Source organism: Nocardia miyunensis NBRC 108239 (assembly GCF_001613065.1).
Classification (GTDB): Bacteria; Actinomycetota; Actinomycetes; order Mycobacteriales; family Mycobacteriaceae; genus Nocardia; species Nocardia miyunensis.
This window is the reverse complement of the sequence record NZ_BDBQ01000013.1, coordinates 152,007-177,410: the sequence shown is the minus strand read 5'-3', so window position 1 is coordinate 177,410 and position 25,404 is coordinate 152,007. Positions and strand designations below refer to the sequence as shown.

Genomic DNA, 25,404 nt, shown 5'->3' with positions numbered 1-25,404 from the left:
GGGCGGGTCATTAGTGTGGCTCTCCTGCTCGTGTCGGGCCACCGGCGACAAGATCGATGTCGGCGGCGGGGTCGGTATCGCGGACCACGCGCACGCCCACCAGATGCCCGCACATATGCGCGGCCTCCAGCGGTCGCACGGTGGCGCGCAGGAAGTACGTGTTGGAGGCCACGTCCCCACCCCGGTAGACCGGGTGGCCCCGGTAGGTGTCCGAGCACCACTGCCATACGTGGCCGGTCAGGTCGGTCAGGCCGAACGGTGATGGCCCGTCGTCTCCGTCGTCGATCGTAGACAGGCCCGCACCACACTCCAAGCATCTCGGCGGGCCCGGCAGCTGTGAACCCCAAGGGAACCAGCGGCCGTCACTACCGCGGGCGGCGTGCTCCCACTCCGCTTCGCTCGGCAGCCTGCCCCCGGCCCACTCGGCATAGCGGACCGCCCATTCGAACGGAAGAACCACCGGCTCGCCAGGCCGCTCGGCACACGAGACCAGATCCCCGCCCAAGGTGTAGCCGGCGCCGGCCGCGGCAGCGCCGTCACGGGCGGCATCTGGATCGAGATCGGCCAGCATCACAGCGAATTGACCTCGGGTGGCCGGTGCGGCGCTGACCCACAGAGCAGGGATGTCGACCTCCGCGTGCCCGCGTTCGCCGATCGGCTCGATCCCGAATATCGCCCGCACCACGTCGACGTCCTCGTCGGTCAGGCCCGGTGTGAAGCGGGCGGCGGGCACGCGGATCTCCCATGCTCCATCGCACGCGCGCCGCCGCCGCGGCATTGTTTGCTCACGCGGGGTACTCGGCCGGGTCGCGAGGTAGTTGGTCAAGACGGCGAGCAGATCGGCGGGCGCGATCCCGTCGCGGGTCGCGCTCGGCCCAGTGAACCACGCCGTTTCGCCGTCGCGGCCGTGCTCGTCGGCCCACCCGATATCAGCGAACCACCGTGCATAGCCCTCGTTTCGGCCGTTGGGCCGATACAGCGCGGTGAGCCGGTCGATCCCGCGGCGGTGGGCGTCCTGGCGGATCAGATCTAGCATCCGCTGGTGGGTGCCCGACCACAGCAGGCGGCAGCTGGCCAGGAACGAGTCCAGCCGCGCACCGCCGTCGCTGGTGAAGTCGATCTCAGCGCAGCCGATGATTTCCGGTGCCAGGGCGGCACCGTGGTAGCGCACCTCGAACGCCAGCACGCTCCAGCCCGGATCATCAGCGAGACAGCGCAACTGCGCGACGGTGCGGCGCGGGCTGGTCATGTTGAACTGGTTGGAGCGCTCGTGCAACTGCGCGAGCCGGTCAAGTACTTCCGGGTCGGTCGGGTTGGTCAGGCACACCACTTCGGGAATCAGCTCGCCGGCGGCCTTGGCGCGGTAAAACGCCGTGCGGCCGGTGTCCGACGTGGTGACCGGCCCGTCGCCGCGGGGCGGCAGCTGCGCGAGCAGGTCACCGATCAGCAGCGGCGGCCCGGCCACCGCGGGCACCCGCGCACCCGGCCATCCGGCGCGGACTCGTTCTTGCTGCGCCGGGTCGTCATCGACGAACACCACGGTTTGCGGGGCGATGCCGTCGAAGAACTCCAGGACCGTCGCGATCCCGGCGGCCTTGTCGATATCCGGCGCCGCCCACACCCCGGCGAAACCCACGTCCGCCGCGTGCTGGTCCACCGCCGCGCGCGCTGCGCCGGACTCGTTGCGCGACAGGCCCGCCACCAGCGTCCCGTTCGCCCGCCGCTCGGCCAGCGCCGCGCGCCATACCCGGTGCGCAACCCCGATCAGCGGGTTGGCGCCGTCGAGCTGATCAGCGCCGTCCTCGGCGAGGGTGCCCGCCCAGATCACACCGTCGAGATCGGTGATGACCGCTTTAGGGCCGGGGACATCGCGTGCCGCGATCACCTGCCAGTGCAGCCACGCCAGATCGACCACCCGCGCCCACAGCGCGGCCGCGCGCGCATCCCGCCCGGCCGCGCTCAACGCGTGCTCCACGCCCGCATAGTCCTCGGCCGCGGCGAGCACATCCAGCGATGCCACCCGGTGCACCGCGACAACACGCAGCTCGGAGCCCGGTGTCGTCAACCCCCGGATCGCGGTGTTCGCTTCCTCGATCACAGCGTCGATCCGCTCGTCACCGCAATAGGGAAGTGTCTGGACCAGCAGCTCCGGCAGCGCGGACACCCACGCGCGAATCGCGTGCAGCAGCAACGAAATCGCGTCCGTCTCGCCCGCATACACCGCGGCGGCCTCGGGCAACCCGACCGTGGCCAGCACGATCGCGCTAACCTCCCCGCGCGCCGGCGCGCACTGCGCGGCGACAGCCGAGAGCAGGTCGCGCAGCGCGGGCAGGTGCACCGAGTCGGGCACGATCCGCAGCCGCAGCGAGGTCCCGGACTCGGCGGGATCGAGTGCGGCGGGGCCGGTTTCGAGTGCGGCGAGCCACTTCAGGTACGCGGTCACGGGTTCCCCCTCGGTGTCGGAATGTCGGCGCCCAAGCGCACGATCTGGCCGGAGGCGTAACCCCAGGCCGGGTCGCAGACGATGCTGACGGCCAGCTGCGCGACCTCGGCGAGGGTCAGGGCGCGGCCCCACGGCAGGCTCCGGTAGTAGCGGTCGATATCGGTCTCGCCCTTGAGGGCGAGCAGGTGTTCGGCCTGCGGCGAGGCAATCAGCGACGGCGAGAGCACATTCACCCGCACACCGTGCTCGGCCTCCTCCTTGGCCAGGGTCACCGCCACCGCCTCCAACGCCGCCTTCGACGCGCTGTAGGGGCCGTTGCCGGGGGTGCAGGTCAGCGCGGCTTGGGAACTGATCACCACCACCCGCGCGGCGCCGGACCGCGCTGCGGGATGCACCGCCCGCCATACCGCGTGCAGGCCCGCAGCGTTGATCGTCAGCAACTCCACGCATTCGGCCGAGGTGGTCTCGGCCAGCCGGGACTTACTCGACGCCGCCCCGGCCGCATACACCAGCACGCGCACCGGCTCCCCGGTCTGCTCGACCGCCCGCGCCAGGCCCGCGGCCCCGGCCTCGCCGTCGCGGGCATCGAACCGGACCCACCTCGTGCCGTCGGTGCCGGGCTCGGTGCCGGTTGTGGAGGTCGCCACCACCGACAGCCCGATATCGCGCAGCAGGGTGATGATCGCCGACCCCAGCGCACCGCTGCCACCGACCACCAGCGCTGTGCCCGCACTGGTGCTCATGCGCTGGGCTGGAGGTCGGAGTCGGGATGGTCCACGGTGAACATCTCCTGAAATCGCATCTGCCGCTGCGGGATCCCGAACAACGCGCCGACCGCCCGTGCCTGTTCGGCGGCGTGCTCGTCGCCGCGCGGGACCTGCATCACGCACCGCGGGAAGATCACGATCATGATGTCCCGGTCGACCAGGTGTGCGTAGAAACCCTCGGGCAGCAGCACCCCGGCCAGCCGCACCGCGACCTCCGGAGCGCGGCTGGCGGCCACGTGCAGCTCCAGCACCTCGACCGGGAGGTGCCGGTCGAGCAGATGCGGGTAGCTGCGCACCACAACCGCCGGCAGCGGCAACGGCAAGCTCCGACCGGGAAGGCTCTCGCGCAGAACGATTCCCCGCATCACGCTGCCCCCGCCGCCGCGCCGGGCGCTTTCACCAAGCGCGTGTGCGAGCGGGCGCGGGCGACCATCTCCGCGCTCGTCCACGGGGTTTGGCTGTCGTAGTAGTCGAAATCGGCCCACGCCTCCAAGGTGGTGGGAGCCGAAAAGCCCCGCGCGAGTGCCTGTTCGAACAACGGCGTGCCCGGGAACGGCCCGAACAAATGCACCCGGGTCTCCGGACGCGGCTCGAGGGTGCTGATCTGCTCGATCAAGCTGTAGGTTTCCTCGATCTCGTCGAGGGTTTCGTCCGGAAACCCGACGATGAAGGTGTAGGCGCCCATAATGCCGTGCGCGGCGATATCGGCAGCCACATCCAGAGCGTGGGCGCGGGTGATGTCCTTGCGCACCACCTCGGCCAGGACCCGGTCCGAACCGGACTCGATACCCATCAGCAGCCGTCGGCATCCGCTCTCGGAGATCGCGGGCAGCAGGTCGAGTTTCTGCTTGCGGGCCCGCAGCACGTCGTTCGGATTGATCGACGCCGCCCACGACAACCCCACGCCGCGTTCGGCTTTGATCCGGCAGAACTCGACCGCGCGCCGGACGTTCACGAACCAGTCCGCGTCGTAGAACTTCACCCCGCTGATATCGAACCGCGCGGTGAGATCCTCCAGGTCATCGATCAGCGCACCGGCTTCCATCGCACTGTATTTGCGCTGGTAGGTCAGCTCGTAGCAGAACTGGCACTTGTAGACGCAGCCCTGGGAGGACACGAAGTTCAGGGTGCGTGGCGCGACGGTGGGATCGTCGCGGATGTAGTCGGCCACGGTCAGCAGATGCCACGGGTACGCGCCCAGATTCCCTGTCCGCGGCGGGTTGACCGGGCCGCGGATCGTGCGGTTGCCGTCGATGGACAGCAGGCCGGGCACCGAGTCCCAGCCCCGCCCGTGCAGTTCGGCATCGACGAAGGCGGGCATCGAGGTCTGCCCCGGTCCCTCGAGCACCACGTCGACCAGCGGATGCCGCGCGGTCTGCTCGGCCAGCACATTCACGTGCGGCCCACCGAAAACCAGTGGCGGACAACTGCTGCGCTCGCGCGCGACGGCCGCCATGTCCAGGGCGTGCCGGATCTGCGCGCCGCCGGTCATGATGCTGATCCCGATGCAGCACGCCCGGTCCAGGTGCTCATCGAGGAACCCCGGCCACTGCGAGACCGGCCGCTGGTTCCCGTCGAAGATCACCACCTCGGCCAGGTCATCGTCCAGCAACGGCTTGGCCAGGGTCAGCAGTGAGAACGGCATCCAGTGATACAGGTAGTCCTTCTCGTGCTCCACCTGCGGATAGACCAGGATCACCAGCGGACGCGAGGTCAGGAGCCCGGTCATGACGCCACCACCGGCAGCAACCGCACCGGCCGCGCGGGCTCGTCATCCGGGCCCGCAGGGCGGAAACGCGCGGTCGCGTACGTCGACAACGCCCGCCCCAGCACACTGTCCATCTGGTCCGGATCGTGCAGGATCTCGCCCAGCGGTACCGAAATCTCCTCGCGCAGAAGGCAGAACTGCAGGCGCCGATCCGCGGTCAGCCGCAACGCCATCAGCGCGTCGTGACACGGATAGAACCGGCAACCGGTACACACATCGCCGTACCAGGCGCCGGCCCGGCTGTCCTTGAGCACGACCTCGAACCCGGACGCCAGCCTCAGCACCGTCATCGGATGCCCCAAACCGCCCTGGGAACGGACATCCACTGACGCGGCCTGTTCCCGCAGCGCCGCGGCCACCTCGTGCAGCGGCACATACAACGAGCCGATCGAGGCACCACCGCGGGTGATCGCCAACCGGCGCGCGAACGACTCCGCACCGGAGTCCATGTCCCGGATCACATCCAGCAACTTCAAGGTCGCAACCCCGGTCTTCTCACACCAGGCCGCCAATTCCTCGATCTCGCCGTCGTTCACCCCGGCCATCACCACCGTGTTGACCTTCACCGGCACCCCCGTGGCCACCACCTGCGTCAGGGCTCCCAGCACGGCCGCCAGATCGTCGACGCCGCAGATCTGCCGATGCAACGCCGGATCCAGAGTGTCCACACTCATGTTGAACTGGGTCACCCCCGCCCGCGCGAGCGCCGCGGCGCGCTCACCGATCCGGGGATGGCGTGAAATCAGTTCGATCTCAGCGAAACCCGCCTCCCGCAGCCGGGTGACCGCCTCCTCGAGCGGCTCCCACAACGCCGGATCACCGCCGGTGAGTTTGATGCTGTCGATGCCGTGGGCCAACAACGGCACGGCGACCGCGAGGAGGTCCTGCACGCTCAGCTCCTGCCCGGCGCCGGTGGCCACCGCTTCACCGGAGGGACGGCAGAAGAAACACGCCCGCCCGCAGCGGGAGTTAACAGTGACACGGAACTGTGGCAGTCGAACAGTCGAATCTTGACGCTGCGCCGGGGAATCCATAGAGGTAATCATGAGGCCACCTGCATCGAATCAGCCAGTGCGCCAACACAACTCGATGTCAGTGTTCGAAGACGCCGACGAGATAAACCCTGACATTCAAATCGCGTTGCCACCCGCGCGGGCACTCTAGGCTCCATTCCATGATCAAGGGTGTTCTCATCGCCGAAAGCTTCCTGCCGGGCACGAAGATCGAGGGTGTGCCGCTCACGATCACCGGCTTCTACCGGGTCGAGATCAAAGACGCGGCCGACTACCAGCCCTCCCTGTGGACCATCATCTACTTCCAGGCCAGCGAACCAGACGCCGACCAGATCACCGACCTGCTTGCCGCCAGCCTCGATGCCCCCGGCTGGTATGTCGACATGCACACCGACTCGCTGGTGTACGTCATCTTCCCGAACAAGGTGTTCCGGTACATGCCCGGAGACCACGACGCCCGCGCCGAAGCCGTCGCCTATGCCCGCACCGTCGGTGTCCCCGACACCCAACTCTGGGGCGAGACAGACGATTTCGTGGACCCGGCGCTCACCTAGCACCGGACTGCCGAACCCGCACACCCTCAACGCCCGTCACCGCCCTCGTCCACGCCGTCACCGGGCTCCGCCCGGCACGGCGCAGGCCGGCCGGATCCATCTTTTGTCAGTTCTCTGATCTGTGCCAACGCGGCACACCTCCTCGTCGTTGCGTTGCCTCGCTGCCTTCCGGACCCGCTCGCGCCCGTGGATCGCACAGGCGAGGTTGGTCCGGCGACGGCAGGCGGATAGCTCTCAATATGTTGTGCCAGAACGAAATTGATGCCCGGCGCCGGGCGGGTGGCGCGGCAGGAGTTGAAGGCGGTGCTGCTTCGCAGTGCCGAGGGAATCGGCTGGTGCTCGGCCGTGCCCCGCCGTCCTGCTGCCGTGCCCCGATTGCCCGCGCAGTCCGAGGCCGCGAATCGCGTCTACGGTGTGGAAAACCCGATCAGCGCACCGATCCCGGCGCCGATCGGGACGGTGACCAGTGCGCCGACTCCGCCGAGGAAGAACCCGAGTACCGCGCCGATCCCGCCGCCGACGAGAGCGCCGACCACCGCGTTGTGCTGCTTACGGGCCAGCGTGCCGGCGTCCTGGTCGACCGCCCGCACCGGTGCAGTCGCTGATTGCCGAGTGAGGGTGAGAGTCCGGCCGCTGTTCGCGATCGAGGCGGTGAGACCGACCAGGCCGGAGGCGGTGTGCAGGCCCAGCGGGATGGTGGCGACGGCAATTCCCTCGGCATCGGTCAGTGCGACCGACATCCCGTCGGCAGCCGGAACGAACCGGCCGCCGCCGTCGAGCGTGGTGATCGCGCCGCGGCCGCCCATGGCCGCGGCGGTGGTGTAGGTGATGCCGTGCTCGCTGGCGTGCACGCTCGGCGCGGGCCGGGCTTCGACCGGGCCGGCGTGGGCCGTGGTGCTCGCACCGGCGATGGCAGTCGCCGCGATCACGGCGACCGTGAGGGGGTAGAGCTTCATCGAATTCTCCTTATCGTCAGGGATATCGCTGTGGAATGAAGGTGTTGAACAAAACGAGTTCGACGTGCCGGCGCACCAGCACAGCCGTGATGTCCTCCGGCTCCGGGTGTCGCGCGATGAGCCCGGCCAGCATGTTCATCAGGACGTAGGCGGCGTCTTCGCCGCTGGCGGTCTGCACGCCGATGTCCTCGGCGGCGCGGTCGAACCAGCCGCCCAGCGCCATGATCAAGCGCGCCAGCGGGATTGATCTGGTCGGAGCGTTGGCTCCGGCCAGCGACAGTTCCAGCCGGATCCAGCCCGGACGGGTCACCGCCAGATAGCCCCAGGTCGTCACGGTGGTGACCAGTTGATCGACCGTCGTGATGCGCACAGTGCGCATGCGCTCGGTCACATGGCGATACAGCTCGTCGAGCACCGCCGCCCCCACCTCGGCCTTACTGGCAAAGTTCCCCGAGACTGCGCCGCGGCTATACCCGGCGTGCGCGGCGATCCGATCCATCGACACCGCGTCGAAACCGTTGGCCAAGAACAAATCCCCCGCCGAACGCAGGAGCCGGGCCCGGGTGATCTGGCGCTGCTTCCGCCGGGAACGGGGCGCGGCTGCCACACCCGCGCTCACCACTGGTCCCCCCGGTGTCCAACCTCGACGATCGCGCCGACGCCGTCGACACACGATGCCGGGCCCGCGCAGTGGTTGTGGTCTGGCATCCAGCCGTATTCGCTGTACGTCAGAGCGCAACCAGCGCTGACGGACCGGATACCGGAGTATTCGGTAATGCCAAGATCCGAATTCGGCAGACGGTCATGTCCGCCCTGCCGATAAAAATCCAGTTGCGTGCGGTACTTCTCCAGCGCCGTTGCGACACGCCCCATTGCAGTCATCACTTTCGGTTGTGGCGTACAAACTTTCGGATCGCGTGCAACCTGCGGGGAAACCGGCGAATGAAGATCGAGGGCCATATGACATAGCTTTTTGCCACCGCGAACAGAATCATCATGTTCACGAAGGTCCTTGCCGCTCTCGTTCCCGCCTTCCGCTCGAATCGGCCGACGTCTTTCTCGAGCCGCGCGAGTGCCTCGGCGTCGCCCGGCTCGTCGATGTTCCGTGCGCGAATTTTCGATTTCGCGCGGTCCCATGTTGCGAACATCGCCAATGCGCCGCCCACGGACCAGGCAGCAAAAATCCACCAAGCGAGCGTCACCGCGTCACCTTCGCGCCCGTCACTGTCACGCTGGTCACCGACTCGGTGTCCATCGAGTGCGCGATCACCTTGACGCACGCGCCGCCAGTGACGATGGACCCCACCAACACCACCGCGAGCAGCCAGACACCCGCGCCTGGCCCGCTGACCTGGGGCTCGAACAGATCGGCGATGGTGTCGACCAGGAGCGTGGAGACCACGCCGATTGTGGTGAGGGCAGCGGCGAGCCCGAGGGCATAACCACGGCCGCGGGTGCGGGGGCCGATGACCAGCAGGACAACTGCGGCCGCGGAGATCACCACACTGACCACCAGCGCGATACCGACCAGTTGCATTACGGGTCCGAACTCTCTACCGCTGGCGGTCCAGGACGTGCGCTTGATATATCCGAATGCCGTATCCAGGGGGCATATCGACGCGATCATGGCCACGATTGCGGTCGTGCCCAGCAGTTCGCCGATGAGGTGGTCTGTTCTGGCCTCGAGGCAGGGCATGCGCCGGTCGATGGCCCATGCGCTCGTGGACATCGCGAGTAGCGCGACCGGTACACACGCCACCAGCGCCCAGAAGCCCGGCCCGACCTGCGCCGCGCCGCTGTGGTTGTCCTGTATCCACGCCGCCGCCAGCCCGAGGACCCTGGTCAGGCTGATTCCGAAAACCAGGCTGGACGCAGCGATTTCGGCTATCAGGTCCAGGTCGCCGGATCGTGCCCGAGTTCGCACCGAGAGCACCGCAGCCAGCAGCGCCGCGAGGCCCGCCAGCACCAACATGACATTGGGCCATGACACCGTGGACTCGGCACGGCCGGGCTGGATGAGGACGTGCCGCCACCCCCAGACCTCGGAGCGGACCTCGGGGGACAAGGAATCGCCCATACTCCAAAAGCGCAGCCACCGCAGCCCACAAGCCAGCGCGACCAGTACCGCGACCAAGCCCAGGAACACCCCCGGCAGCCGCATACTGATCCTCACCTCCGCCATCACAATCCTCGGACGGAACTTCGAATCCATGTGTACCCCTTCAAATTTCGTGCGACTTACGGGAATTACGTGCCTCATCGTGTCGCCCTGACGGAGCGGCCGTCAGTGGTGCGGATGTGCACCATCGCGAACGCCGAACCGTCGTCGTGGATCGGCTCCAGGTACTGCGCCCGTCGACCACGACGGCGACCGCCGGATGAGTGAGATTCACTAGTGGTCCGTTCCGCCGACCTTTGTCGGGTCGAGCTGGGAACAGTGCGATCCGTGGTCGGCGAGGGATTCACGGATGAAATCCACCGTCATCGCCACGTCGTAGATAGCCAATATCGCGATCACGGCGAGCAGTGGGCCCGGCGGGATGCGTTTCATAGAGTTCACGCTCAATTCTGTTGTGTACGTGCGGGTTTGGCGATTACTGCGGTGTGATGTGATGCGCGTTTGATCTGCTCGCCGAGGTCGTACCGGCCTCTAGGCGTGGCGAAGCTGGCGCAGAACCCGCCGATTCCGGCCGGGGCTCTGCGTGTTGACCTGCCAGAGCGTTGCGCCCAGTTCGGGCACGTGCACCGAACGAATCAGTGGCTTGAGTCCTTGCCGGGCAATAACAGCGGAAGCACTCGCGGTCCATCGTCCGGGCGGAGCACCACCACTGCCGAAAACACCCCTGCCGCAATCTGTTTGGCTTCCTCGATCGAATCGGAATAGCCGCCTGCTACCCGCTCGAGATCATCGCCGCACTCGACCCACCACTCCCATTCACCGAACGGCGGGCGGGCAGGCCAGATGTGCGCACAGCCCACATACGCATCACGGAAAAGCGAATCAGGCACGCTACCCGCGGTCCAGTCGGCAGTGAAGAAATCGATCATTGGTCTGCCTTCCAGCCGTGGTTCCGTCTCGTCGTTATCGCCGTCCTCGTCACGCCACACCTTTCGGTTCAAAAACTCGCGGATTGCTCACAGCTCTTGCAAGACGGCGTCCCACACCGGCATCAATCGCGGCCATAGGTCCCGAGCTTGTGCCAAGGTCGGATACTCCCGACCTTCGTACGACCGCAGCACCCGGCCGTCTACTTCCCCGACAGACCGAATGTGGGCGGTACCGCCGACTACGTGCCACCTCACCTCGAACCCATCGACAGCAGTACGTCGAACGCCCTGCGCGGTTACGTCGTCCACGGAGCGCGGGTCCTCTCCGTCAGGTCCGGTCCCGTTTCGGTTTCCAGCAGCCGGGACACGTTCACCCGCCCCCAGTCGGTGAGCACATATCCCCGCCGGCAGGACCGACTCCGCGCACGCATACACCGGAGCCAGCACGACCGCGCCGGACTGCCGGAACTTGCTGGGTTGCCTTGCCCAGCAACGAATCTGAACAAATCGTGCTGCGGAAGTCGGCAGCCGGTGTTGCTACTGATGACCGCTCCTTGCGTGCCGAGGAATATCGTCGTGCCTTCTTGGCTGTCGAGGCGGACCGTGTGGTTCCCGGGCTTGTTTGCGAAGACTTCGGACCCGGTTACACCCAGGGGGTCGGCCAGTCGGCGGGCGCGGTCGAGCACTTGGGGCCAGACGGTGTCGGGGATCCCGGAATTGGAGACGTAGTTCTGCAACCGGACCTTGCTGCCCTGGGTCTGGTCATAGGGGCGGTCGCAGGATTCGACAGAGCGCTCGTCGACCCATTGCCAAGTCAGGCCCGGTACCAGTGAGCTGACGTACGAACCCAACTCGACCACCGCGGCGCGGAGTTGGGTTTCGGTGTCTTCCAGGGTCGGTAGTTCGGCCAGGCGGGCAGCGGCCTTCTGAGTGTCGGCCGGATTGGTTTTCTCGTAGGGGTTGTCGGACAGTCCACAGCCTGTCGTCGAGAGGATCACCGTGGCTACAGCAGCGGTCCAGAGCGATATGACTTTCTGTCGCGTCGGTGGGAAACGGCCGATGACGGGATCCGGCACACGCCGCCGAGCGTGACCAGCATCGCGGGCGGGATGCGCTACATCGGTGCGCAGGTCGATCGGACTCTCGGCCACGACGAACTCCTTGTCAGATCGGGTGGTGTGCGGGATGAGGCAGACGCCTCGTGCGCACGTGGCGACGGGATCGCAGCGACGAGCCACGGCATTGGTGACGAGGTGGAGTTGCCGGTGCCGCGGGTCGGTGAGCTGGGGCACCGGAAGGTACGGCATACCGACGTCGACCGCGGCACCGTCACGTGATGCGTTGTCGCCGACCATCAGGGTGTGTTCGGCAGGGGTGCCGAGCCGATCCAGCGCCAGCTGGAAGAATGCGGGATCGGGTTTCTGCACTCCTTCCTCGTTGGACAATACGAAAGTATCGATCGCATCGAGCAGTCCGACGGCTTCGAACATGGGCCGGATGTCGAAATGAATATTGCTTGCCACCGCGACCCGGCAACCCTTCTTCTTCACGGCAGCGATGGTCTCGGCGGCGTCGACTGCGAAAATGTTGTATGACGGATCGGAATCCACCGCGAACAGCTCGTGCGCGAGGTCCTCAGGCAATCCGGCATCGGCAAACACCGAATAGTAGGTGTCGCGATGCCGCTCGAAACTCGTATTTCCGAACGGGTCTTTCAGACGGTTGGGTTCGCCTGCCGCTGTAAGAATTGTTCGCAGCAGATCTTTTGTGGCGGTGTCGCTGTGATCGCGCCCGGACCTGCGTAGCGCTTCGCGCGCCCACCGGTCCTGGGTCAGCTCCGACACGAGCGTGCCACGCCAATCGAAGACGACCGCTCGCACCGGGTGAATAATCTGTGTTCCCAATGATTGTGCCTTTCAACGCATCTCACCGACGCACATCGGTGAGGAGTAGTCGGTTGTCGCCGATGTCCGGCGGCGCGATGATGAATTCGCTGGACGGGGGAAGACGGCCGCGGTGACTACTGCGGCGATACTCGGCACACGCGGGTGCGGGTCTGGTCTTCCGGGGTCGCGCGATACCAGCGGTCGGTCGATCTCGAGGTTTCGCTGGACCGTTCCGCGACGATCCACTGTTGGGCCGCGAAGCCGTCCAGGATCTCATCCACCGTTCGCCGGCGAATTCCGCTGGCGTGCCGTAGCTCTCGCGCGCAGAATCGGCGGCCGGACAACGCAAGGACCAGCGCCGCGATCCGCGCCATCTGCCGACGGCGCCGAGCCCGTGGATGAATGTCTCTGTGCCAGGAGCGGTGCTGGCGGTCGTCCAACCGTCCCAGCCTTCTGACATGTCGAAATCCCTTGTCCGTGTGGGTTATTCAAAGTGGAGTGGGCAGCCGCGTGTTTCCCCCGGCGGCTTCGTGTGCCGCTGCGGCGCTGCTTCGCCGCGTTCAGGGGCGGTAGAAGGCGTGGGTCGTGGGATGTTGTGGTCAGTAGTGGCAGCGCGGTTCAGTCGGGCTAGCGCACTCGCAGACGAGCCATCGAGAAGTACCGGTACGTGGCCCATGCGCCGTATTCCGGCCATGCCGGGGAACAGCGTGGGTTGCCGTTGTCCCAGACCTCCACGATCAACGTCCGCCATGATGGCCAGCGCAGTCCCAGCTGCCCGACCATGGCGCGGCGGTCATCAGGACGGGCGTCGTTCCAGCGCACTAGGTTGTGTACCAGCGCGGTGGCGGTCTCGCCCGTGGCGTGGACGGCCCACGGCGGCAGCGCCCACTGTGCCGCCTGGTCGCGCGAATGCGTCCCGGCGGAACTGGCGACGTCATGGTGATTCAGCCACAGCCTTGTGTCCGCGGTCGGTCTGCTGATCACGGTGTTCTGTCCTTTTCCTCGTTCGGGCGGTGCGTCATTGCGGAGTATTTCGTCAGGTTGTTTTTTGCTGCTCGCCATCTGCGCAGGCTGTACACCGTTGCTGCGATAAATATCGGTGATACAAGAAGAGGGGAATAGAATCTCACTCCGGGATCCGCCGGAATCGGAACGGCGACAACGATGCAGAGCATCAGGGCGAGCATCGAGAGCGTGGTGTAGAGAAAGGCTCTACGTTTCCAGGCTGCCGTATTGCTGTCCAATATTTCAGTGTCGGTACACAGGTAAATGAGTTCTTTTTCCGACTCGCTCGTAATGATGTCGCTTACCTCTTCATCGTCCTGGTGTCGTCTTGGGTCTTTATCCGAATTTCGCGCCGCGCGGGAACGACCGGGGGCGTCGGCGCGGGGTCTTCCTCGGTGGGGGCTGCTTCGGCGCGCGTGGGGAATCCACTCCTGAAAGACAGCGCGCAACCTGTCGGCATTGGTGGCCGACAGGTCGATTTCGTAGCTGACTCCGCTGATATCGAACGCGACCGTCTCGGCCGCCGGTGTCTTGTCAAGGTCGTCGATGAGTTCGACGGAAACCGATCGCGCCATGAATATCTCCAATGTGTCAGTGCAAGAGGGTGATTCGCGCGATGAGGGCCTGCTTCCAGTGCCTGGGACGACGTCACTGCGGCCTCGTTGTGCTTGGTCAGTGGGGGTGGGCTGCGCTGATCGCGGGCACGAGCATCCCGAGGGTGATGAGCATCCCGACCAGGTACACCGCCACGCCGGTCAGTGCTGCTGCCCGTATTGGCCGCTGCGTTTCGGCCAGCCCGATCAGCAGGGATGCCACGCCTGAAACGATGTAGGCGCAGGCCAGGCTGACCATCGCGGACGTGGTCGCGGACATCATGGTGCTGGGTGAGCACGGTGAGTTCGCGCGGCACTGGGCGAACTCGGCGAACTTGTCCGCGATCAATACCGCGAGGTTCACCGACACGAATGCGGACACCGCGCCCATCGCAGTCCAGGCTCCGATGAACGGCCATCGGCCCCACCGGCTTCGGGTCGGCCTGGACTCGAGGTCTCGGTTCTGGCCGTCCCGGGATTCGAGCGTCGCCGGATTCTCGGTGATGCTCGATGCGGTCTGCTCACGCATCGGCTACTCCTGGCCGGTGATGGGTGATATGCCGATGCCCATGCGTCCTGCTCGCTCCGGGGGTGCCGTGTCGTCGCCGGCCCACTTCACCGCCCGCTGCATCACCACAAATCCGACCGCGAAGATCGCGGTATTCGACAGAAGTCTCCGTTTGTTGATGGCCACCTGTGTTGTGTCCTTTCCTGTTGAGCTGCAATGGATTCGGTCCGATGTCACTGGCGAATGTCGTGTTCATCGTTGGGGCTGGATCGGTGCTCGGCAGTTCGCCGCGCGGAGCGGGACGGTCACTGTTCTGGCGTCAGGTACGTGAGCCGACCAGGGTCGGGTCCGGTGCGGGGGCTGGGGTACTGCCGCCGCCGTGATCGCGGTGACAGGACACGCACCACGCGCGTAGTGGCTGGTGGAACAGGCGCGCGTAGGTGACGACCAGGATTTCGGGCACCAGCATGGCCACCCCGGCACGTGCGTCGATCTGGTGTGTGTCCATCGCGATCAGCCCGGTCAGACCCAGCAGGACCACCACGCTCTGCCCCGCGATTCCGGCGGTGATGTGTGCTGCCCGTAGCCTTTTCGGCTGTTTGGCAGCTCGCAGCGAGCCATCATCGGGGATCGCGCGAAGGCAGTCGAGGCACCATCGGGTCAGCAGCTCGTGCAGCAAGTCGGCCGTGGCGCACACCACCATCACGACGAAGGCGACGGCCACGATCGCGTCGGGCAGCCCGTACCAGCTGGCGGCATAGCAGGCGGTGGTGATCGCCCACAATGGACGCAGGTGATGCGCCAGCCACGTCAGCGCCAGGGTCGTGCGGCCCTCGCCGTTGAACAGGTCGATCAGATCGAGCCGGGTGGTCGAGCGGATCGTTCTGCGCGCGAACCACGCCACCATCCGGCGGCGGGGGTCAGGACTGTTCGCGGTCACTGATCCTCCTCAAGATCCGGTGATGTGCGAGAGGTTCGCCGTTCGCGGCGATCCGGGCGGCACGGGGTGGCTGTGCTCATCGCGGTCCCGAAGGCGTCGGCCAGCCACGTGGAGCCCAGATCGGTGACGTGGAAGGTGCGGTGCAGCACCTCGCCGGTGTGCGGATCGTGCCACTGGCGCGCCAGCCATTGACGGTCGATCCAGTCATCCAGGAGCGCGTGAAGCCGCCGCGGCCGCACCTTGGTCACCGACGTCAGCTCCGCCAGCCCGCATGCACGTCCCGGCACAGCCAGCAGCACCGCGGCAACCAGTGCCTGGTCACGACGCTGGCGAGCGGCACTTCTTCTCATCGGCTCACCGGCGATGAGAAGAAGTCCCCGTGGCCGTCCGGCTCCGGATCCGGTCCGATGACCCAGGTACGCCCGCGCACCAGCATGCGGTAATCGCGTTGTGCAGCAACCACACGATGGCGGGCCCTAGCGATCCACACTGTGTGGCCCGGGGATCCCGGGAGGTGGGCGGCGGTTGCGCGCCGCAGTTCCCAACAGGCTCGAGCAATGGCGTCGATCATGTGCCCGACACGGTTGTCGAACCAGCAGCCCTTGGCGGCGTGGTTGATGCGATCGATGATCGCGGTACGGACCGGATCGGTGATGTCGGCGATACCGATGTCGGCCAGGACCTCGGATCCGTAAGCGATTTCGTTTCCGTCGTCGCCTGCGACCACGAACCGGTCACAGTTGATCCAGTCAGGCACGGTGGTCAGCAGACGCGCAGCCAGCAGGAATAGACGGGCAGGATGGTCGGCGGGCACCCTGCCGTCCATCGCCTCGCGCAACTCACACACTGTCGGCAGGAACTGCGCGAAGCGGCGCGGCTCGGGGAGGTCGGCGTTGTAGTCGACACCGATTTCCGGGGTCGGGGGCATTGGTGTTCTCCTGGGGTGAGATCGGAGTACGGCGGTTTCGCTGGCTGGTTCAGATCGTTTGTGCGGTAGGTGGTTTCGGCCCACTCGGCGGGCTGTTTGAGAGCCACGCCCGCCAGGATGAGCTGCGCTTCGGATGAGTCGGGTACGGCCGATAGGAGCCGGGGCGATCGCGGCCGTGTAGTGGCCGATGATGATGGCGGCGGGGTCGGCCTCATCGGGCCCGACGGGCGCGCTGATCCCGCGCGCACGGGAATCTGTTGGTGTGGAAGGTGTTTGAGTCATGTCCTGGGTGTGGCTCCGGGCGTGCGGCACTGGGAGCCACATCGCGGGATGGGAGGTCAGCTGGCCTTGCGGACCGGCACGGCGGGGAGCGTGTCGGTGGTCGAGCTGGTCAGCGTCCGATAGGAGTCGAGGTAGTCCGAAGCGAACAGCGGTGCGGTGGGTAGGGCGGGGACGTCGAAGGCGGCCACGAGTTCAGCCATCGCGTTCGCGATGGCGCCGCGGTGTTCGAGCAGTTCGGTGTGGATCCTGTTGGCTTGCTCGTTGTTCATCAGGCCGTGGACCGCGAACCAGCCGCCGCGCTCGTAGATGCAGCCGAGGGCATAGGCAGCTGCCGCCGAGCGCAGGAGCTGTTCGGCCGCGGGATGGGGTGCGGTGGTCGCGGCGATGTGCAGCGCGGTCGCGGCCAGGCGTTCCCCGGTCGCGGCGGTCAGCTCCGCGCCCGCGCTGTCCTCGCCCCAGATCGGGCCTGCCGCACCGTAATTGCCGCGGTGCATTCCGCCCGCGATCGCGTGCTCGCGTTCGGTCAGCAGATCGATGTACCACGGCAGGCCGGCGGGGGTGTCCGGGAGGTGCAGGTCGAGCAGCTCGTTGTAGTGTTTCCCGGCCGCGACCTGCATGATCTGGTCATCGCCCTCGGCGGTGGAGATGCCGTCCGCGTTGGCGATCCAATCCGGGATGTAATTCGAACGGAGAACGCCCTGCGCACCGGCGCGTCGGCGGCACTTCACCAGCACGTCGTAGGCGGTACCGGACAGCAGCGGCTTGGCGACCATGGGCCCCAGCGTCGACCACGGTGCTGTATCGGTCGCGCGGAGTTCGCGCACTCGCCGGCCCAGGATGCTGGTGGCCCAGACCTGCGCCAGCGCGGTCACGATGTCGCGCTGCACCGGTCCGCGGTCGATCATGACCGTCCGCCCAGGGCAGCGCTGCCCGGCGTAGCCGACCACGCCCGCCAGCGCGGCGCGAGCGGTGGCGATGGCACCGCACGGCAGATCCACCCGGCCACCACCCAGAGGCTCGCTCGTGCGGGCGAACCGCTTCCCCCACGGCACCGCGCATTCGAATTCGCCGCTGCTGGTGATGCGTGCCCAGTCCCCGCCGAGCAGCGCCTCGCGCGGCAGCACGCACGTGGCCGGATCGAACTCGATCAGGCCGTGGTCCATCGCCGACCCGTTCTTCTCCGGCAGCGCCGTCACCCGTACTCCGGCAGCGAGCTGTCCGTCGGCTGCCCGCACCCGCAGCAGAAACGGCAGTACCCCTTCATCGCGGCCGCCGACCACCAGGCGCGCGGTGACCACCGCCCACTTTCCTGCCGGGCCTGCGACGTTCGGCATGAACTTCGCCGCGTGGAGGTTCGGGGTGGCGAGCCGGATCCCGCCGACGGCCGGATCCCAGGTGGCGATCGTGCGGCAATGGCCACCGTTGGTGCCGGCCACCTCGGTCAGCATCAGCACACCCACCGCGGCGCCGGTATCGAGGTCGGTGACGCAGCGCCGCACGTACTCCGAGTCGGCTCGAGAGGCGAGGATGGCGCCCAGCGCCAGGTTGAGGTGCCCGCTCATCAGGGTCAGCACCGAGGGCGCGGCGATCGCGGCCTCCTCGAACAGGACCCCGCGCAGCACGGGATCACCGGCGATCTCGAGTGCGGATCCGCCCATCTCGCGGATGAGGGCGCGCAGCAGATCCGGTGTGCGCGCATGCTGTTCGGCGTAGGTCAGCCCGGACGTCGGCACGTCCCCCACGGCGAGCACCGCCTCGCGGGCTCGTGTGTGCAACGGGCCGTCCGCGCCGACCAGCACCGTGTGCAGGACCTCGACGAGATCGGTGTTGAGACCGTCCAGCGTGCCGTGCGTTGTCATGGGGAGTCCCTTCGGGAGTGCCGGTGATGTGCCCGGCGAATGCGGCCGGGTCATGTCACCGAATGCTGTGAGCTGCACGCACTGTCGTGATGGCGTGCTGAATGGGAGCTGTAGATGACCGGTGGTGGTGTGTGCGGGTGCACCGGCCCCGCAGAGGCGCCCGGTCCTTGGTGTCACAAAGTGGACCTGTGGTTCCCTGCGGGGCACTGCTGTGCCTATCTCGCTGTAGCCAATACAGCGCTGAATCCAGAGTTCGGTCATGCGCCGTTCTCGGACTGACGCCGATATTGGCGCGGTACCACCTCCTTTCACGGGAGCCGATTACGGGAATCCGGTCGTGCAGAGATGACTCACGATGCGACACAACGAGATTCGGTTACGTCGTTCGTTCTCTGCGGCCGGACGCTTTCTGTGCTGCCGGGTGCGTGGCGGCGACTGGGACGAACGGTCAGCCGAGCCACAGGCCGGTGGCGTGGAGGGTGCCGACCCAGTCCGAACAGACGTGGCGGCCGCGGGTGAGTGCGCCCAGGACGGCGAATGCTTGCGGGGGTGTCCATGTTTCGCACACCGTGGCCAGGGCCAGCCAGTCCGCACGCCATCGCTCGTTGTGATGCGGCACGCCAGCGCCGACTCGCAGCAGGAAGGCCATGGTGCAGCCCGGGTGTGGCCACCATCTGTCGTCGAACCGGTCTGTCGGCGTGCTGATGACGTCCGACAGGGTGAGGGCCTGCTCGAGGTCCAACGCCGTGCGTGCGGCGGCAAGCTGCTGATCGAAGAACCCGAGGTAGTAGTGCGGGTCCCGGTCGAGCGCGTCGAGTTGCTGCGGGCTCAGGTGCCCGGTGCCGCGGTGGTGGTCGATGAACTCGCGATGGTAAGTGTCGAGAAAGGTATGCGGGACCACTCCGCCGTGGGAATCCAGTGCTGCGGGGGCGGGATCGATGGTCATCGGTGATGCTCCTCGAGGCTCGGGGATGGGGCGGGACGCTCGCTATTCGCGGCGATGCGCATCGCTGCGGCGGAGATCGCGGCCAGCGGCTCGTGATCGCGGTGCATGGCGATCACAGAGCGGCGAGGCGGGCAGTGTCGTGGTCCGCGGCGATCACCAACGCCAGCTCCGGCGCGAGGTGTGCCGCACAGAGGATCGCGAGCATGTCGTCGGAACTGGGGCCGATGTCCAGGATCAGCGGGGTCCCGTACAGGCCGCGCAGGGGCGGGCCGCCCGCGCGCAGTTTCTGCGCGAGTAGTTCGAAGCCGGGATACCGCACGTAGAACTCCAGGAGTGTGTAGTAGCCGGCGGCGGCTTGCGCCCACCCGTCACCGCTCATGTGGCCCCTCCGACGAGGCGATATCGGGTCGGGTTCGGTCGCGGTGAGTTGCGTGGTCAGCCAGATCATGAAGGTGGTTGGCGTAATCGGGTGAAGCCACAGTTGCACCGCAGGCGGGGATGCTCATGTCGGTGCGGGCTGTGGCCGGGCGGAGGGGAGGTGCTGGTACCCGGGGCGGCATCGTGTACGGCGGGAAGACCACGCGTAGTCCTGCCAGGGCTCGCTGGAACGATCCCGACCGCCACGTCAGCGCGGTCGCGAGCCGGATATCGGGAAGAACGTCCAGGAGCTGCTCGACCGCGTCTTGGGCGATCAGGTAGGCGATCGAGGTAGCCGGGCACATGTGCGGGCCCGCCCCCCACGCCACGTGCGCCCGATTCCCGGTCCGGTCTCCCTGAATGTCGGGGTCGTTGTTGCATGCGGTGATACCGATCAGGATCGGCTCGTCCACCGGCAACCAGACATCCTCGAACAACACCGGCGTGGTCGGATACCGGGCACAGAAGACGCTCATCGACGGGTCGTAGAACAACTCCTCGTCCAGAGCATCACGCACCAGCATGCTGCCGCCCAGTACCCCGCCACCGAACCGGTCATCGGCCATGGTGCGGCACAGCGTGTTGGTGATGAGATTGACCAGGGGTTGAATGCCCGCCCCGTAGCAGGACATGAACGCGCCGACAAGCTCCGGATCCTTGAGGTTCTGGTGATGGAGAATCATCGCCGAGGCGATGTCGTTGCCGAGGTGATCGGGTTTGACCGCGGCGAACCGCTCGAACGCGGTCTTGGCCTGGGCCGCGCCGCGCACGGACTCCTCACCGATCGCGTTGAACCGCAAGGTCATCCCCTCGGCGATCTGTGCGGCGAGATCGTCAGGACACCCCATCAACCGATTCAAGACCCTGAACACGAGCGGGAACGAATAGTCGTACAGGAGATCGGCTTCCCCTCTTTCGCTGAATGATTCGATCAGCGACAGCGCCGCGTCTTCCACCTCGGCGTGCAGGCGATTCGGGTCGACGCGATCGAGCGCGGCCTTGATGGGTTGGCGGACCCTTTTGTGCTCCGGGCCGTCACAGAACCGGGTCGAGGGGTAATAGCCGAGCATCGCCAGGACCGGGTCGGCCGGTGGGATCGTCTGCTGCCACCGGCGCGGGTCTGCCGGGAAATGCTCGGGGTCGTGCAGAATCTTCAACGCTGCCGGGTACCGGACGGCCAGCGTGGCGTTGATGCCCGGCGCGAGTTCGACCGGCACCAGCGAGCTTCCGGTTCTATGCATCTCGTGGTAATGACGGTGCGGATCGGCCGCGAAGTCATCGGTGTACAGCTTCACCCGGGACACATCACCGGGAGTGAACAGGGTCATTGAGTTCTCCACCGCGGACCAGAACGGTTCAGCGGATTTGTTCAGAGTGCTTCGGCTTCGATGGTCGACAACGCCCCGAGGGTGGGTGGCGTGATGGTGACGATCCGTAGCCCGGCCGCGTGCAGGAGCTGTTCGAATTCGTGTTGGGTGCGTTCGCGGCCGGTGACGATGGACAGCATCACGATGTCCAGCACCTTGGACTGATCGGGCTCGTTACCGGGCGGCACGATCATGTCGTGGATGATCACCCGCCCGCCGGGAGCCAGGCCGCGCCGACAGTTCCGCAGAATCTCGACGCAGCGCGGGTCGTCCCAGTTGTGCAGCACGTACTGGATCACATACGTATCCCCGGCAGGCAGCGAGTCGAAGAAGCTGCCGCCCACCGTCGTCCAGCGATTGGAGTCCTCGAGTTCCCCGAGCCGGTGGTGTGCGATGACGTGGGGGAGATCGAACAGCACACCGTGCAGGCCCCGGTGTCGTTGCAGGATCATCAGCAGCAGCGAGCCCTGCCCTCCGCCCACGTCCACCACGGTGCCGGTCTCGGGTAGCCGGCATTCCCGGACGAAGTTCGCGCTCTCGATCACCGAGTACTGGCCCATGCCGGTGTGGAACTCGGCGCCCTCGGTGGGGTGTGAGGCGAAGTAATCGAACAATGGCTCACCGAACACGTGATTCACCGCGGGCTCACCGGTCGTCAGCGCGTGCAGCAGTTCACCACCCGCGCGGTAAATGGCCGGGGTCGTGGCCGCCAGAATTCCCTCACGGACCGAGAACTTCGAATCCGAACGGAGCGACGCCCCCCGTTCCATCAATACGAAAACCCCGGAGTCTGTTTCCCGGACAATGCCTCGGGTGGCCAGCAGGCGCAGCACTCGGTACAGCGCGAGCTCGTCGGCGCTGACACGCTCGGCCAGATGCCGGACGTGCACGGGCCCGTCCGCCAGCAAATCCGCCACCCCGAGCTGCGCCACCACACGCAGGCAGCACGCATAGATGTAACCGTTCGCCTCGGCGGTGAGGAAACTGGCCGACTCCCTATCCTTCGCCATCTCCTCGGCCAGTGCTTGTCGCATCCCCGGCGATGGAGTCGAATAGTGCAGCGCCCCTTGTGAACGCCGCCCCGAGAAGATACCCATATCGACAATCCCTTTCAGAAAGACATTTCACACCGCGAGAAACCGCCTCGAAAAAATGCCGCATGTGCGAATTGGACGAAAATTACCGAAAGCGCAGAAACAAATTCAGGCTCTTTCGGAATGAAATACGCGACGGATGCACATCCGACAGCACCCGTGTGTCACACTCGCTGGTCGAACACCGCCCGCAGTCGTTGTGCGCGCCGGTCTATGAGCAGCTGAGTTAGAACGCGATCAGTGCTGGCCAGGCACCTGGATGACCGTCGACGAGGTTGAGCGGATATTGCCTTCCCAACCCAGGGAACTTCATGGTGCGCGCAAATTCGTGCCACCAGTGCAGCAGCCTCGCTTCGACCAGCAGTTCCCGCTACCCAGATTGGGTCGCACTGTTTTCCAGTAACGGCGATATTGGCGAGTCCGTATCGACTACCCCCGCTGACCAGGTCGCTTGTCAGGTAATTCGATCCCCTTGAGGCGGTCATCGGTGGTGTCCTCGTGGGGGCGGGTACGGGGTCATCGCAGGCTGACCGGGAAGGCGGACAGGGCGCGGTGGAACGGTCCCGGCCGCCAGGTCAGTCGCCCTTGTGGCCGGGCATCGGGCAGCATGTCGACGAATCGCGCGGTGCCTTCTGTCGCGATCAGACGCGCCACGGCCTGCGCGGTCGTGGGGCACTTGTGTGGTCCGGCGGAGTAAGCCAGTCCCCACCCGGCGTGCAGGTAGTCGCCGCCGCCCTTGTTGACCGCGGGGTCGTTGTTGCAGGAGGCCATGCTGATCACCACGGGTTGGTGAGCCGGCAGCCAGATCCGGTCGACCGTCACCCCGGCGGGTGGGTAGGACAGGCAGTAGTTGGCCATCGGCGGATCGGCGATCTCGTTCTCGGTGACCGCTTCACCGATTGGTAGGAAACCGTCGTGCCGTGCAAGGAATCGGGGGTCGGTGTAGATGAGCCGCAGGGTGTTGGCCATCAGGTTCACGGTCGGCTCGATGCCCGCCCCGTACAGGGTCACCAGCTGCTGGATCAGCTCTACCGGGTCCAGGCCGGTGGGGTGCGCGATGAGGCGTGAGGTGACGTCTTTGCCTGGTGTGGATTGCTTGGCGGCGATGTGCCCGCCCAATGATCGGCTCAGCACGGTGTTGACCTGCTCGGTGTGTTCGGTCGACTCGAACATCCGCGCCATCGCCCAGGCGACGTCGTTGCCGACTTCCTCGGTGCAGCCCAGCAGCCGGTTGAGCACCGTGAATGTCAGAGGGCGCGCGTAGTCGGCGATCACGTCTATCTGGTTGGCGTCCTGGATGTCTCGTCGGCCGAGCAGGGATTCCAGGCGTGTTTCGGCTTCGTCGATCACCTGCCTGCGCAGGAGGTGCAGATCGATGTGGTCGAGGCTGTCGATGTTGGCGCGTCGAAAGCGCTCGTGCTCGGTGCCGGCGCTGCGCAGTGCGTTTGCTCGCCATTCGACCATCGACCGGATCGGGCACCCTGGGGGCATGGCGTCCTGCCATCGGCGCGGATCGGCGGGGAAGCGTTCGGGATCGCGCAGGATGCGCAGCGCGGTGTTGTAGCCGACCACCAGCGTCGCGGGCACGCCCGGCGCGAGTTCGACCGGCACCATCGAACCTTGTTTGCGCATCCATCGGTAGATGCGGTGCGGATCATCCGCGAATCGCTGGGTGTGCAGCAGGGTTCGTTCGCACACGTTCTCGATCGGGATCGAGTCCGCATCCGGCACGGCAGGCGGGGAGTTCGTCGGCACAGAGGTCTCCTAATTGCTTACGAGAGCGGGAGCGGTGATGACGGGTCGAAGACGACCGGAAGGGCAACCAGCGCACGGTGATACAGACTCGGCAGAAACTCGATTCGTTCGCCGGGGGCGAGGTTCATGTCCGGGAGCGATTCGAACAGCAACCCGAGGGCTTCCTCGCCGAGGAGCATCGCCGTGGCGGCCGCTGTGGCCGGGCACTTGTGCGGGCCTCCGCCCCAGGCCAAATGGGAGCGGCTGCCGTAGTTTTCGGTGCGGTCGGCGCCCATGATCGGATCGGCGGCGCAGCCGGCCAGGCTGATCAGCACAGGTTGGTGAGGATGCATGTGGACGCCGTCGCGGATCTGCAGACTCGGAGGCCACCGTGGGCGAAGAACCGGCCGCGGCGGGTCGAGCGCGAGCACGTGCTCGAGCGCGTCCCGATACGTCAGCGCCGCGAACATCACGGCCTCGCGGAACTGTTTATCGGTCATCACCCGCAGCAGGGTGTTGGCGATCAGGTCCACGGTCGGCAGGCATCCCGTGGTGTGCAGCAGCATCAGCTGCTGCACCACCTCGTGATCGTCCAACCCCTCCGGATGCCCGCACAGCCAGGAGGTCACATCCGGGCCCGGGGTCGTCCGGGCCGCTTCCACAGCCGCCCAGGCAACCTCGTGCAGCGCGCGTGCGTCTGCGGTGGCGCGCAGCGTCCGGACTGCGGAATCTGCCTCGGCCCACGCCTCCGGCGCCAGGCCCAGCATCCGCGAAAATATGTGCACCACAAGCGGAATCGCGAAGTCTCCGACGAGATCCGCAGACCCTTCCCGGCAGAATGCCGCGATCAACTCGGCGGTGACTCGACGGGTAGTGGTGCGTATTGCGTGCTGGTCGATCTTTTCGAGGCACTCGCGCACCGCGCGGCGCAAGCGCGTGTGGTCCGCGCCGGTGGCCTGCGACAGATCCGGCCGATCCTGGAACTCGACCCGCGGGTGGGCCTGCCCCGCGCTCAGGTCGGTCGGATAGTGCACGGGATCGTCGAGGATCTCGCGGGCGTGCTCGAACCCGATCACCGCGGTCGCTTGCACTCCCGGCCGCATCTCGACCGGAACGACCAGCCTCTCGTCGTGGTGCGCTTGACGGTAGGTGCGGTGCGGATCAGCGAAAAACTCGGGTCCATAGAGCCGCACCACCGAATCGTCCTCGGCGGGCTGGTGAGCGATCGGGCATGTGCCGGACCCTGATAGCGGGGTTGTCAAAGGTGCCTCCGGGCAGGGAAAGTGACGTGCTCGG

General features: G+C 66.5%; 29 protein-coding genes. 1 reads left to right on the top strand and 28 read right to left on the bottom strand.

Annotated features, from left to right (window positions below; all coding sequences use genetic code 11):
- Positions 1 to 10: 10 nt before the first annotated feature.
- Genes NM2_RS07470 through NM2_RS07450 form a run of 5 tightly spaced genes read right to left on the bottom strand, consistent with a single transcriptional unit; the run spans position 11 to position 6,012 of the window.
- On the bottom strand, positions 11 to 2,443 hold the full coding sequence (locus tag NM2_RS07470; protein ID WP_067665792.1) for an SUMF1/EgtB/PvdO family nonheme iron enzyme: 2,433 nt from the start codon (positions 2,441 to 2,443) through the stop codon (positions 11 to 13).
- A complete protein-coding gene (locus NM2_RS07465) occupies positions 2,440 to 3,186 on the bottom strand; it encodes an SDR family oxidoreductase (RefSeq protein ID WP_067665789.1) in 747 nt (248 codons plus the stop codon). The genes NM2_RS07470 and NM2_RS07465 overlap by 4 nt, the downstream gene beginning before the upstream one ends.
- The gene (locus NM2_RS07460) at positions 3,183 to 3,527 is read right to left on the bottom strand and encodes a hypothetical protein (RefSeq protein ID WP_067665786.1); all 345 of its coding nucleotides are present in this window, start codon (positions 3,525 to 3,527) and stop codon (positions 3,183 to 3,185) included. Before NM2_RS07460 ends, NM2_RS07465 begins: the two co-directional genes overlap by 4 nt.
- Before the next feature lie 47 nt (positions 3,528 to 3,574).
- Positions 3,575 to 4,939 carry a B12-binding domain-containing radical SAM protein gene (locus NM2_RS07455; RefSeq protein WP_067665783.1) on the bottom strand — a complete coding sequence of 455 codons (1,365 nt, stop codon included), beginning with the start codon at positions 4,937 to 4,939 and terminating at the stop codon, positions 3,575 to 3,577.
- Positions 4,936 to 6,012, bottom strand: coding sequence for a radical SAM protein (locus NM2_RS07450; protein WP_281182416.1), 1,077 nt, complete (start codon positions 6,010 to 6,012; stop codon positions 4,936 to 4,938). The genes NM2_RS07455 and NM2_RS07450 overlap by 4 nt, the downstream gene beginning before the upstream one ends.
- A 140-nt stretch (positions 6,013 to 6,152) precedes the next feature.
- Here NM2_RS07450 and NM2_RS07445 point away from each other — a divergent pair, with 140 nt between their 5' ends.
- Positions 6,153 to 6,545 (top strand): hypothetical protein, encoded by a 393-nt coding sequence (locus NM2_RS07445; RefSeq protein WP_067665777.1) that lies wholly within the window; start codon positions 6,153 to 6,155, stop codon positions 6,543 to 6,545.
- A gap of 407 nt (positions 6,546 to 6,952) precedes the next feature.
- Here NM2_RS07445 and NM2_RS07440 read toward each other — a convergent pair whose 3' ends face one another.
- From NM2_RS07440 to NM2_RS07345, 23 genes are all read right to left on the bottom strand, one after another.
- Entirely contained in the window at positions 6,953 to 7,501 is a 549-nt protein-coding gene (locus tag NM2_RS07440; protein WP_067665773.1) for a DUF8020 domain-containing protein, read from the bottom strand.
- A gap of 16 nt (positions 7,502 to 7,517) precedes the next feature.
- Positions 7,518 to 8,108 carry a TetR/AcrR family transcriptional regulator gene (locus NM2_RS07435; RefSeq protein ID WP_281182415.1) on the bottom strand — a complete coding sequence of 197 codons (591 nt, stop codon included), beginning with the start codon at positions 8,106 to 8,108 and terminating at the stop codon, positions 7,518 to 7,520.
- A gap of 8 nt (positions 8,109 to 8,116) precedes the next feature.
- Positions 8,117 to 8,383, bottom strand: coding sequence for a hypothetical protein (locus NM2_RS50115; protein WP_067665767.1), 267 nt, complete (start codon positions 8,381 to 8,383; stop codon positions 8,117 to 8,119).
- Complete coding sequence (locus tag NM2_RS07425; RefSeq protein WP_157120947.1) at positions 8,383 to 8,703, bottom strand: hypothetical protein; 321 nt, start codon at positions 8,701 to 8,703, stop codon at positions 8,383 to 8,385. The genes NM2_RS50115 and NM2_RS07425 overlap by 1 nt, the downstream gene beginning before the upstream one ends.
- Positions 8,700 to 9,683 carry a hypothetical protein gene (locus NM2_RS07420; RefSeq protein ID WP_067665761.1) on the bottom strand — a complete coding sequence of 328 codons (984 nt, stop codon included), beginning with the start codon at positions 9,681 to 9,683 and terminating at the stop codon, positions 8,700 to 8,702. The genes NM2_RS07425 and NM2_RS07420 overlap by 4 nt, the downstream gene beginning before the upstream one ends.
- A 210-nt stretch (positions 9,684 to 9,893) precedes the next feature.
- Complete coding sequence (locus NM2_RS48785; RefSeq protein WP_157120946.1) at positions 9,894 to 10,052, bottom strand: hypothetical protein; 159 nt, start codon at positions 10,050 to 10,052, stop codon at positions 9,894 to 9,896.
- Between the two features lie 203 nt (positions 10,053 to 10,255).
- Positions 10,256 to 10,549, bottom strand: a complete 294-nt coding sequence (locus tag NM2_RS07415; RefSeq protein ID WP_067665757.1) for a hypothetical protein — start codon at positions 10,547 to 10,549, stop codon at positions 10,256 to 10,258.
- Positions 10,550 to 10,845: 296 nt separating this feature from the next.
- Complete coding sequence (locus NM2_RS50110; RefSeq protein WP_067665754.1) at positions 10,846 to 12,429, bottom strand: LppA family lipoprotein; 1,584 nt, start codon at positions 12,427 to 12,429, stop codon at positions 10,846 to 10,848.
- A gap of 140 nt (positions 12,430 to 12,569) precedes the next feature.
- Positions 12,570 to 12,809 (bottom strand): hypothetical protein, encoded by a 240-nt coding sequence (locus tag NM2_RS50105; protein WP_067665751.1) that lies wholly within the window; start codon positions 12,807 to 12,809, stop codon positions 12,570 to 12,572.
- Between the two features lie 253 nt (positions 12,810 to 13,062).
- Positions 13,063 to 13,419, bottom strand: a complete 357-nt coding sequence (locus NM2_RS07400; RefSeq protein WP_084530565.1) for a hypothetical protein — start codon at positions 13,417 to 13,419, stop codon at positions 13,063 to 13,065.
- On the bottom strand, positions 13,416 to 14,015 hold the full coding sequence (locus NM2_RS47255; RefSeq protein ID WP_157120945.1) for a histone-like nucleoid-structuring protein Lsr2: 600 nt from the start codon (positions 14,013 to 14,015) through the stop codon (positions 13,416 to 13,418). Before NM2_RS47255 ends, NM2_RS07400 begins: the two co-directional genes overlap by 4 nt.
- A 97-nt stretch (positions 14,016 to 14,112) precedes the next feature.
- Positions 14,113 to 14,562, bottom strand: a complete 450-nt coding sequence (locus tag NM2_RS07395) for a hypothetical protein (RefSeq protein ID WP_067665745.1) — start codon at positions 14,560 to 14,562, stop codon at positions 14,113 to 14,115.
- 3 nt (positions 14,563 to 14,565) lie between these two features.
- Positions 14,566 to 14,727 (bottom strand): hypothetical protein, encoded by a 162-nt coding sequence (locus NM2_RS48780; protein ID WP_157120944.1) that lies wholly within the window; start codon positions 14,725 to 14,727, stop codon positions 14,566 to 14,568.
- A gap of 133 nt (positions 14,728 to 14,860) precedes the next feature.
- Positions 14,861 to 15,481, bottom strand: a complete 621-nt coding sequence (locus NM2_RS07390) for a hypothetical protein (RefSeq protein ID WP_157120943.1) — start codon at positions 15,479 to 15,481, stop codon at positions 14,861 to 14,863.
- Positions 15,478 to 15,831: a hypothetical protein gene (locus NM2_RS07385; protein WP_157120942.1), complete on the bottom strand. Its 354-nt coding sequence runs from the start codon at positions 15,829 to 15,831 to the stop codon at positions 15,478 to 15,480. Before NM2_RS07385 ends, NM2_RS07390 begins: the two co-directional genes overlap by 4 nt.
- Positions 15,828 to 16,409, bottom strand: a complete 582-nt coding sequence (locus NM2_RS07380; RefSeq protein WP_067665736.1) for a hypothetical protein — start codon at positions 16,407 to 16,409, stop codon at positions 15,828 to 15,830. The genes NM2_RS07385 and NM2_RS07380 overlap by 4 nt, the downstream gene beginning before the upstream one ends.
- 338 nt (positions 16,410 to 16,747) lie before the next feature.
- Entirely contained in the window at positions 16,748 to 18,550 is a 1,803-nt protein-coding gene (locus tag NM2_RS07375; protein ID WP_169816120.1) for an acyl-CoA dehydrogenase family protein, read from the bottom strand.
- A gap of 448 nt (positions 18,551 to 18,998) precedes the next feature.
- Complete coding sequence (locus NM2_RS07370) at positions 18,999 to 19,496, bottom strand: hypothetical protein (RefSeq protein WP_067665730.1); 498 nt, start codon at positions 19,494 to 19,496, stop codon at positions 18,999 to 19,001.
- 112 nt (positions 19,497 to 19,608) lie between these two features.
- Positions 19,609 to 19,875 (bottom strand): hypothetical protein, encoded by a 267-nt coding sequence (locus tag NM2_RS07365; protein ID WP_067665726.1) that lies wholly within the window; start codon positions 19,873 to 19,875, stop codon positions 19,609 to 19,611.
- On the bottom strand, positions 19,865 to 21,241 hold the full coding sequence (locus tag NM2_RS07360) for a cytochrome P450 family protein (RefSeq protein ID WP_067665723.1): 1,377 nt from the start codon (positions 21,239 to 21,241) through the stop codon (positions 19,865 to 19,867). The genes NM2_RS07365 and NM2_RS07360 overlap by 11 nt, the downstream gene beginning before the upstream one ends.
- Before the next feature lie 41 nt (positions 21,242 to 21,282).
- The gene (locus NM2_RS07355; protein ID WP_084530562.1) at positions 21,283 to 22,377 is read right to left on the bottom strand and encodes a methyltransferase; all 1,095 of its coding nucleotides are present in this window, start codon (positions 22,375 to 22,377) and stop codon (positions 21,283 to 21,285) included.
- Between the two features lie 513 nt (positions 22,378 to 22,890).
- Positions 22,891 to 24,129, bottom strand: coding sequence for a cytochrome P450 family protein (locus NM2_RS07350; RefSeq protein ID WP_157120941.1), 1,239 nt, complete (start codon positions 24,127 to 24,129; stop codon positions 22,891 to 22,893).
- A 17-nt stretch (positions 24,130 to 24,146) separates the two neighbouring features.
- The gene (locus tag NM2_RS07345; protein WP_067665717.1) at positions 24,147 to 25,301 is read right to left on the bottom strand and encodes a cytochrome P450 family protein; all 1,155 of its coding nucleotides are present in this window, start codon (positions 25,299 to 25,301) and stop codon (positions 24,147 to 24,149) included.
- Positions 25,302 to 25,404 lie beyond the last annotated feature (103 nt).

Coding starts and splice junctions, on each gene's coding strand:
- NM2_RS07440 (WP_067665773.1), bottom strand. CDS start 7,501: ATGAAGCTCTACCCCCTCACGGTCGCCGTGATCGCGGCGACTGCCATC.
- NM2_RS07380 (WP_067665736.1), bottom strand. CDS start 16,409: ATGCCCCCGACCCCGGAAATCGGTGTCGACTACAACGCCGACCTCCCC.
- NM2_RS07365 (WP_067665726.1), bottom strand. CDS start 19,875: ATGAGCGGTGACGGGTGGGCGCAAGCCGCCGCCGGCTACTACACACTC.
- NM2_RS07395 (WP_067665745.1), bottom strand. CDS start 14,562: ATGCGTGAGCAGACCGCATCGAGCATCACCGAGAATCCGGCGACGCTC.
- NM2_RS07370 (WP_067665730.1), bottom strand. CDS start 19,496: ATGACCATCGATCCCGCCCCCGCAGCACTGGATTCCCACGGCGGAGTG.
- NM2_RS07355 (WP_084530562.1), bottom strand. CDS start 22,377: ATGGGTATCTTCTCGGGGCGGCGTTCACAAGGGGCGCTGCACTATTCG.
- NM2_RS07360 (WP_067665723.1), bottom strand. CDS start 21,241: ATGACCCTGTTCACTCCCGGTGATGTGTCCCGGGTGAAGCTGTACACC.
- NM2_RS07445 (WP_067665777.1), top strand. CDS start 6,153: ATGATCAAGGGTGTTCTCATCGCCGAAAGCTTCCTGCCGGGCACGAAG.
- NM2_RS48785 (WP_157120946.1), bottom strand. CDS start 10,052: ATGAAACGCATCCCGCCGGGCCCACTGCTCGCCGTGATCGCGATATTG.
- NM2_RS50115 (WP_067665767.1), bottom strand. CDS start 8,383: ATGACTGCAATGGGGCGTGTCGCAACGGCGCTGGAGAAGTACCGCACG.
- NM2_RS07455 (WP_067665783.1), bottom strand. CDS start 4,939: ATGACCGGGCTCCTGACCTCGCGTCCGCTGGTGATCCTGGTCTATCCG.
- NM2_RS07375 (WP_169816120.1), bottom strand. CDS start 18,550: ATGACAACGCACGGCACGCTGGACGGTCTCAACACCGATCTCGTCGAG.
- NM2_RS07385 (WP_157120942.1), bottom strand. CDS start 15,831: ATGAGAAGAAGTGCCGCTCGCCAGCGTCGTGACCAGGCACTGGTTGCC.
- NM2_RS07415 (WP_067665757.1), bottom strand. CDS start 10,549: ATGATCGATTTCTTCACTGCCGACTGGACCGCGGGTAGCGTGCCTGAT.
- NM2_RS47255 (WP_157120945.1), bottom strand. CDS start 14,015: ATGGCGCGATCGGTTTCCGTCGAACTCATCGACGACCTTGACAAGACA.
- NM2_RS07465 (WP_067665789.1), bottom strand. CDS start 3,186: ATGAGCACCAGTGCGGGCACAGCGCTGGTGGTCGGTGGCAGCGGTGCG.
- NM2_RS07420 (WP_067665761.1), bottom strand. CDS start 9,683: ATGGCGGAGGTGAGGATCAGTATGCGGCTGCCGGGGGTGTTCCTGGGC.
- NM2_RS50105 (WP_067665751.1), bottom strand. CDS start 12,809: ATGGCGCGGATCGCGGCGCTGGTCCTTGCGTTGTCCGGCCGCCGATTC.
- NM2_RS07450 (WP_281182416.1), bottom strand. CDS start 6,012: ATGGATTCCCCGGCGCAGCGTCAAGATTCGACTGTTCGACTGCCACAG.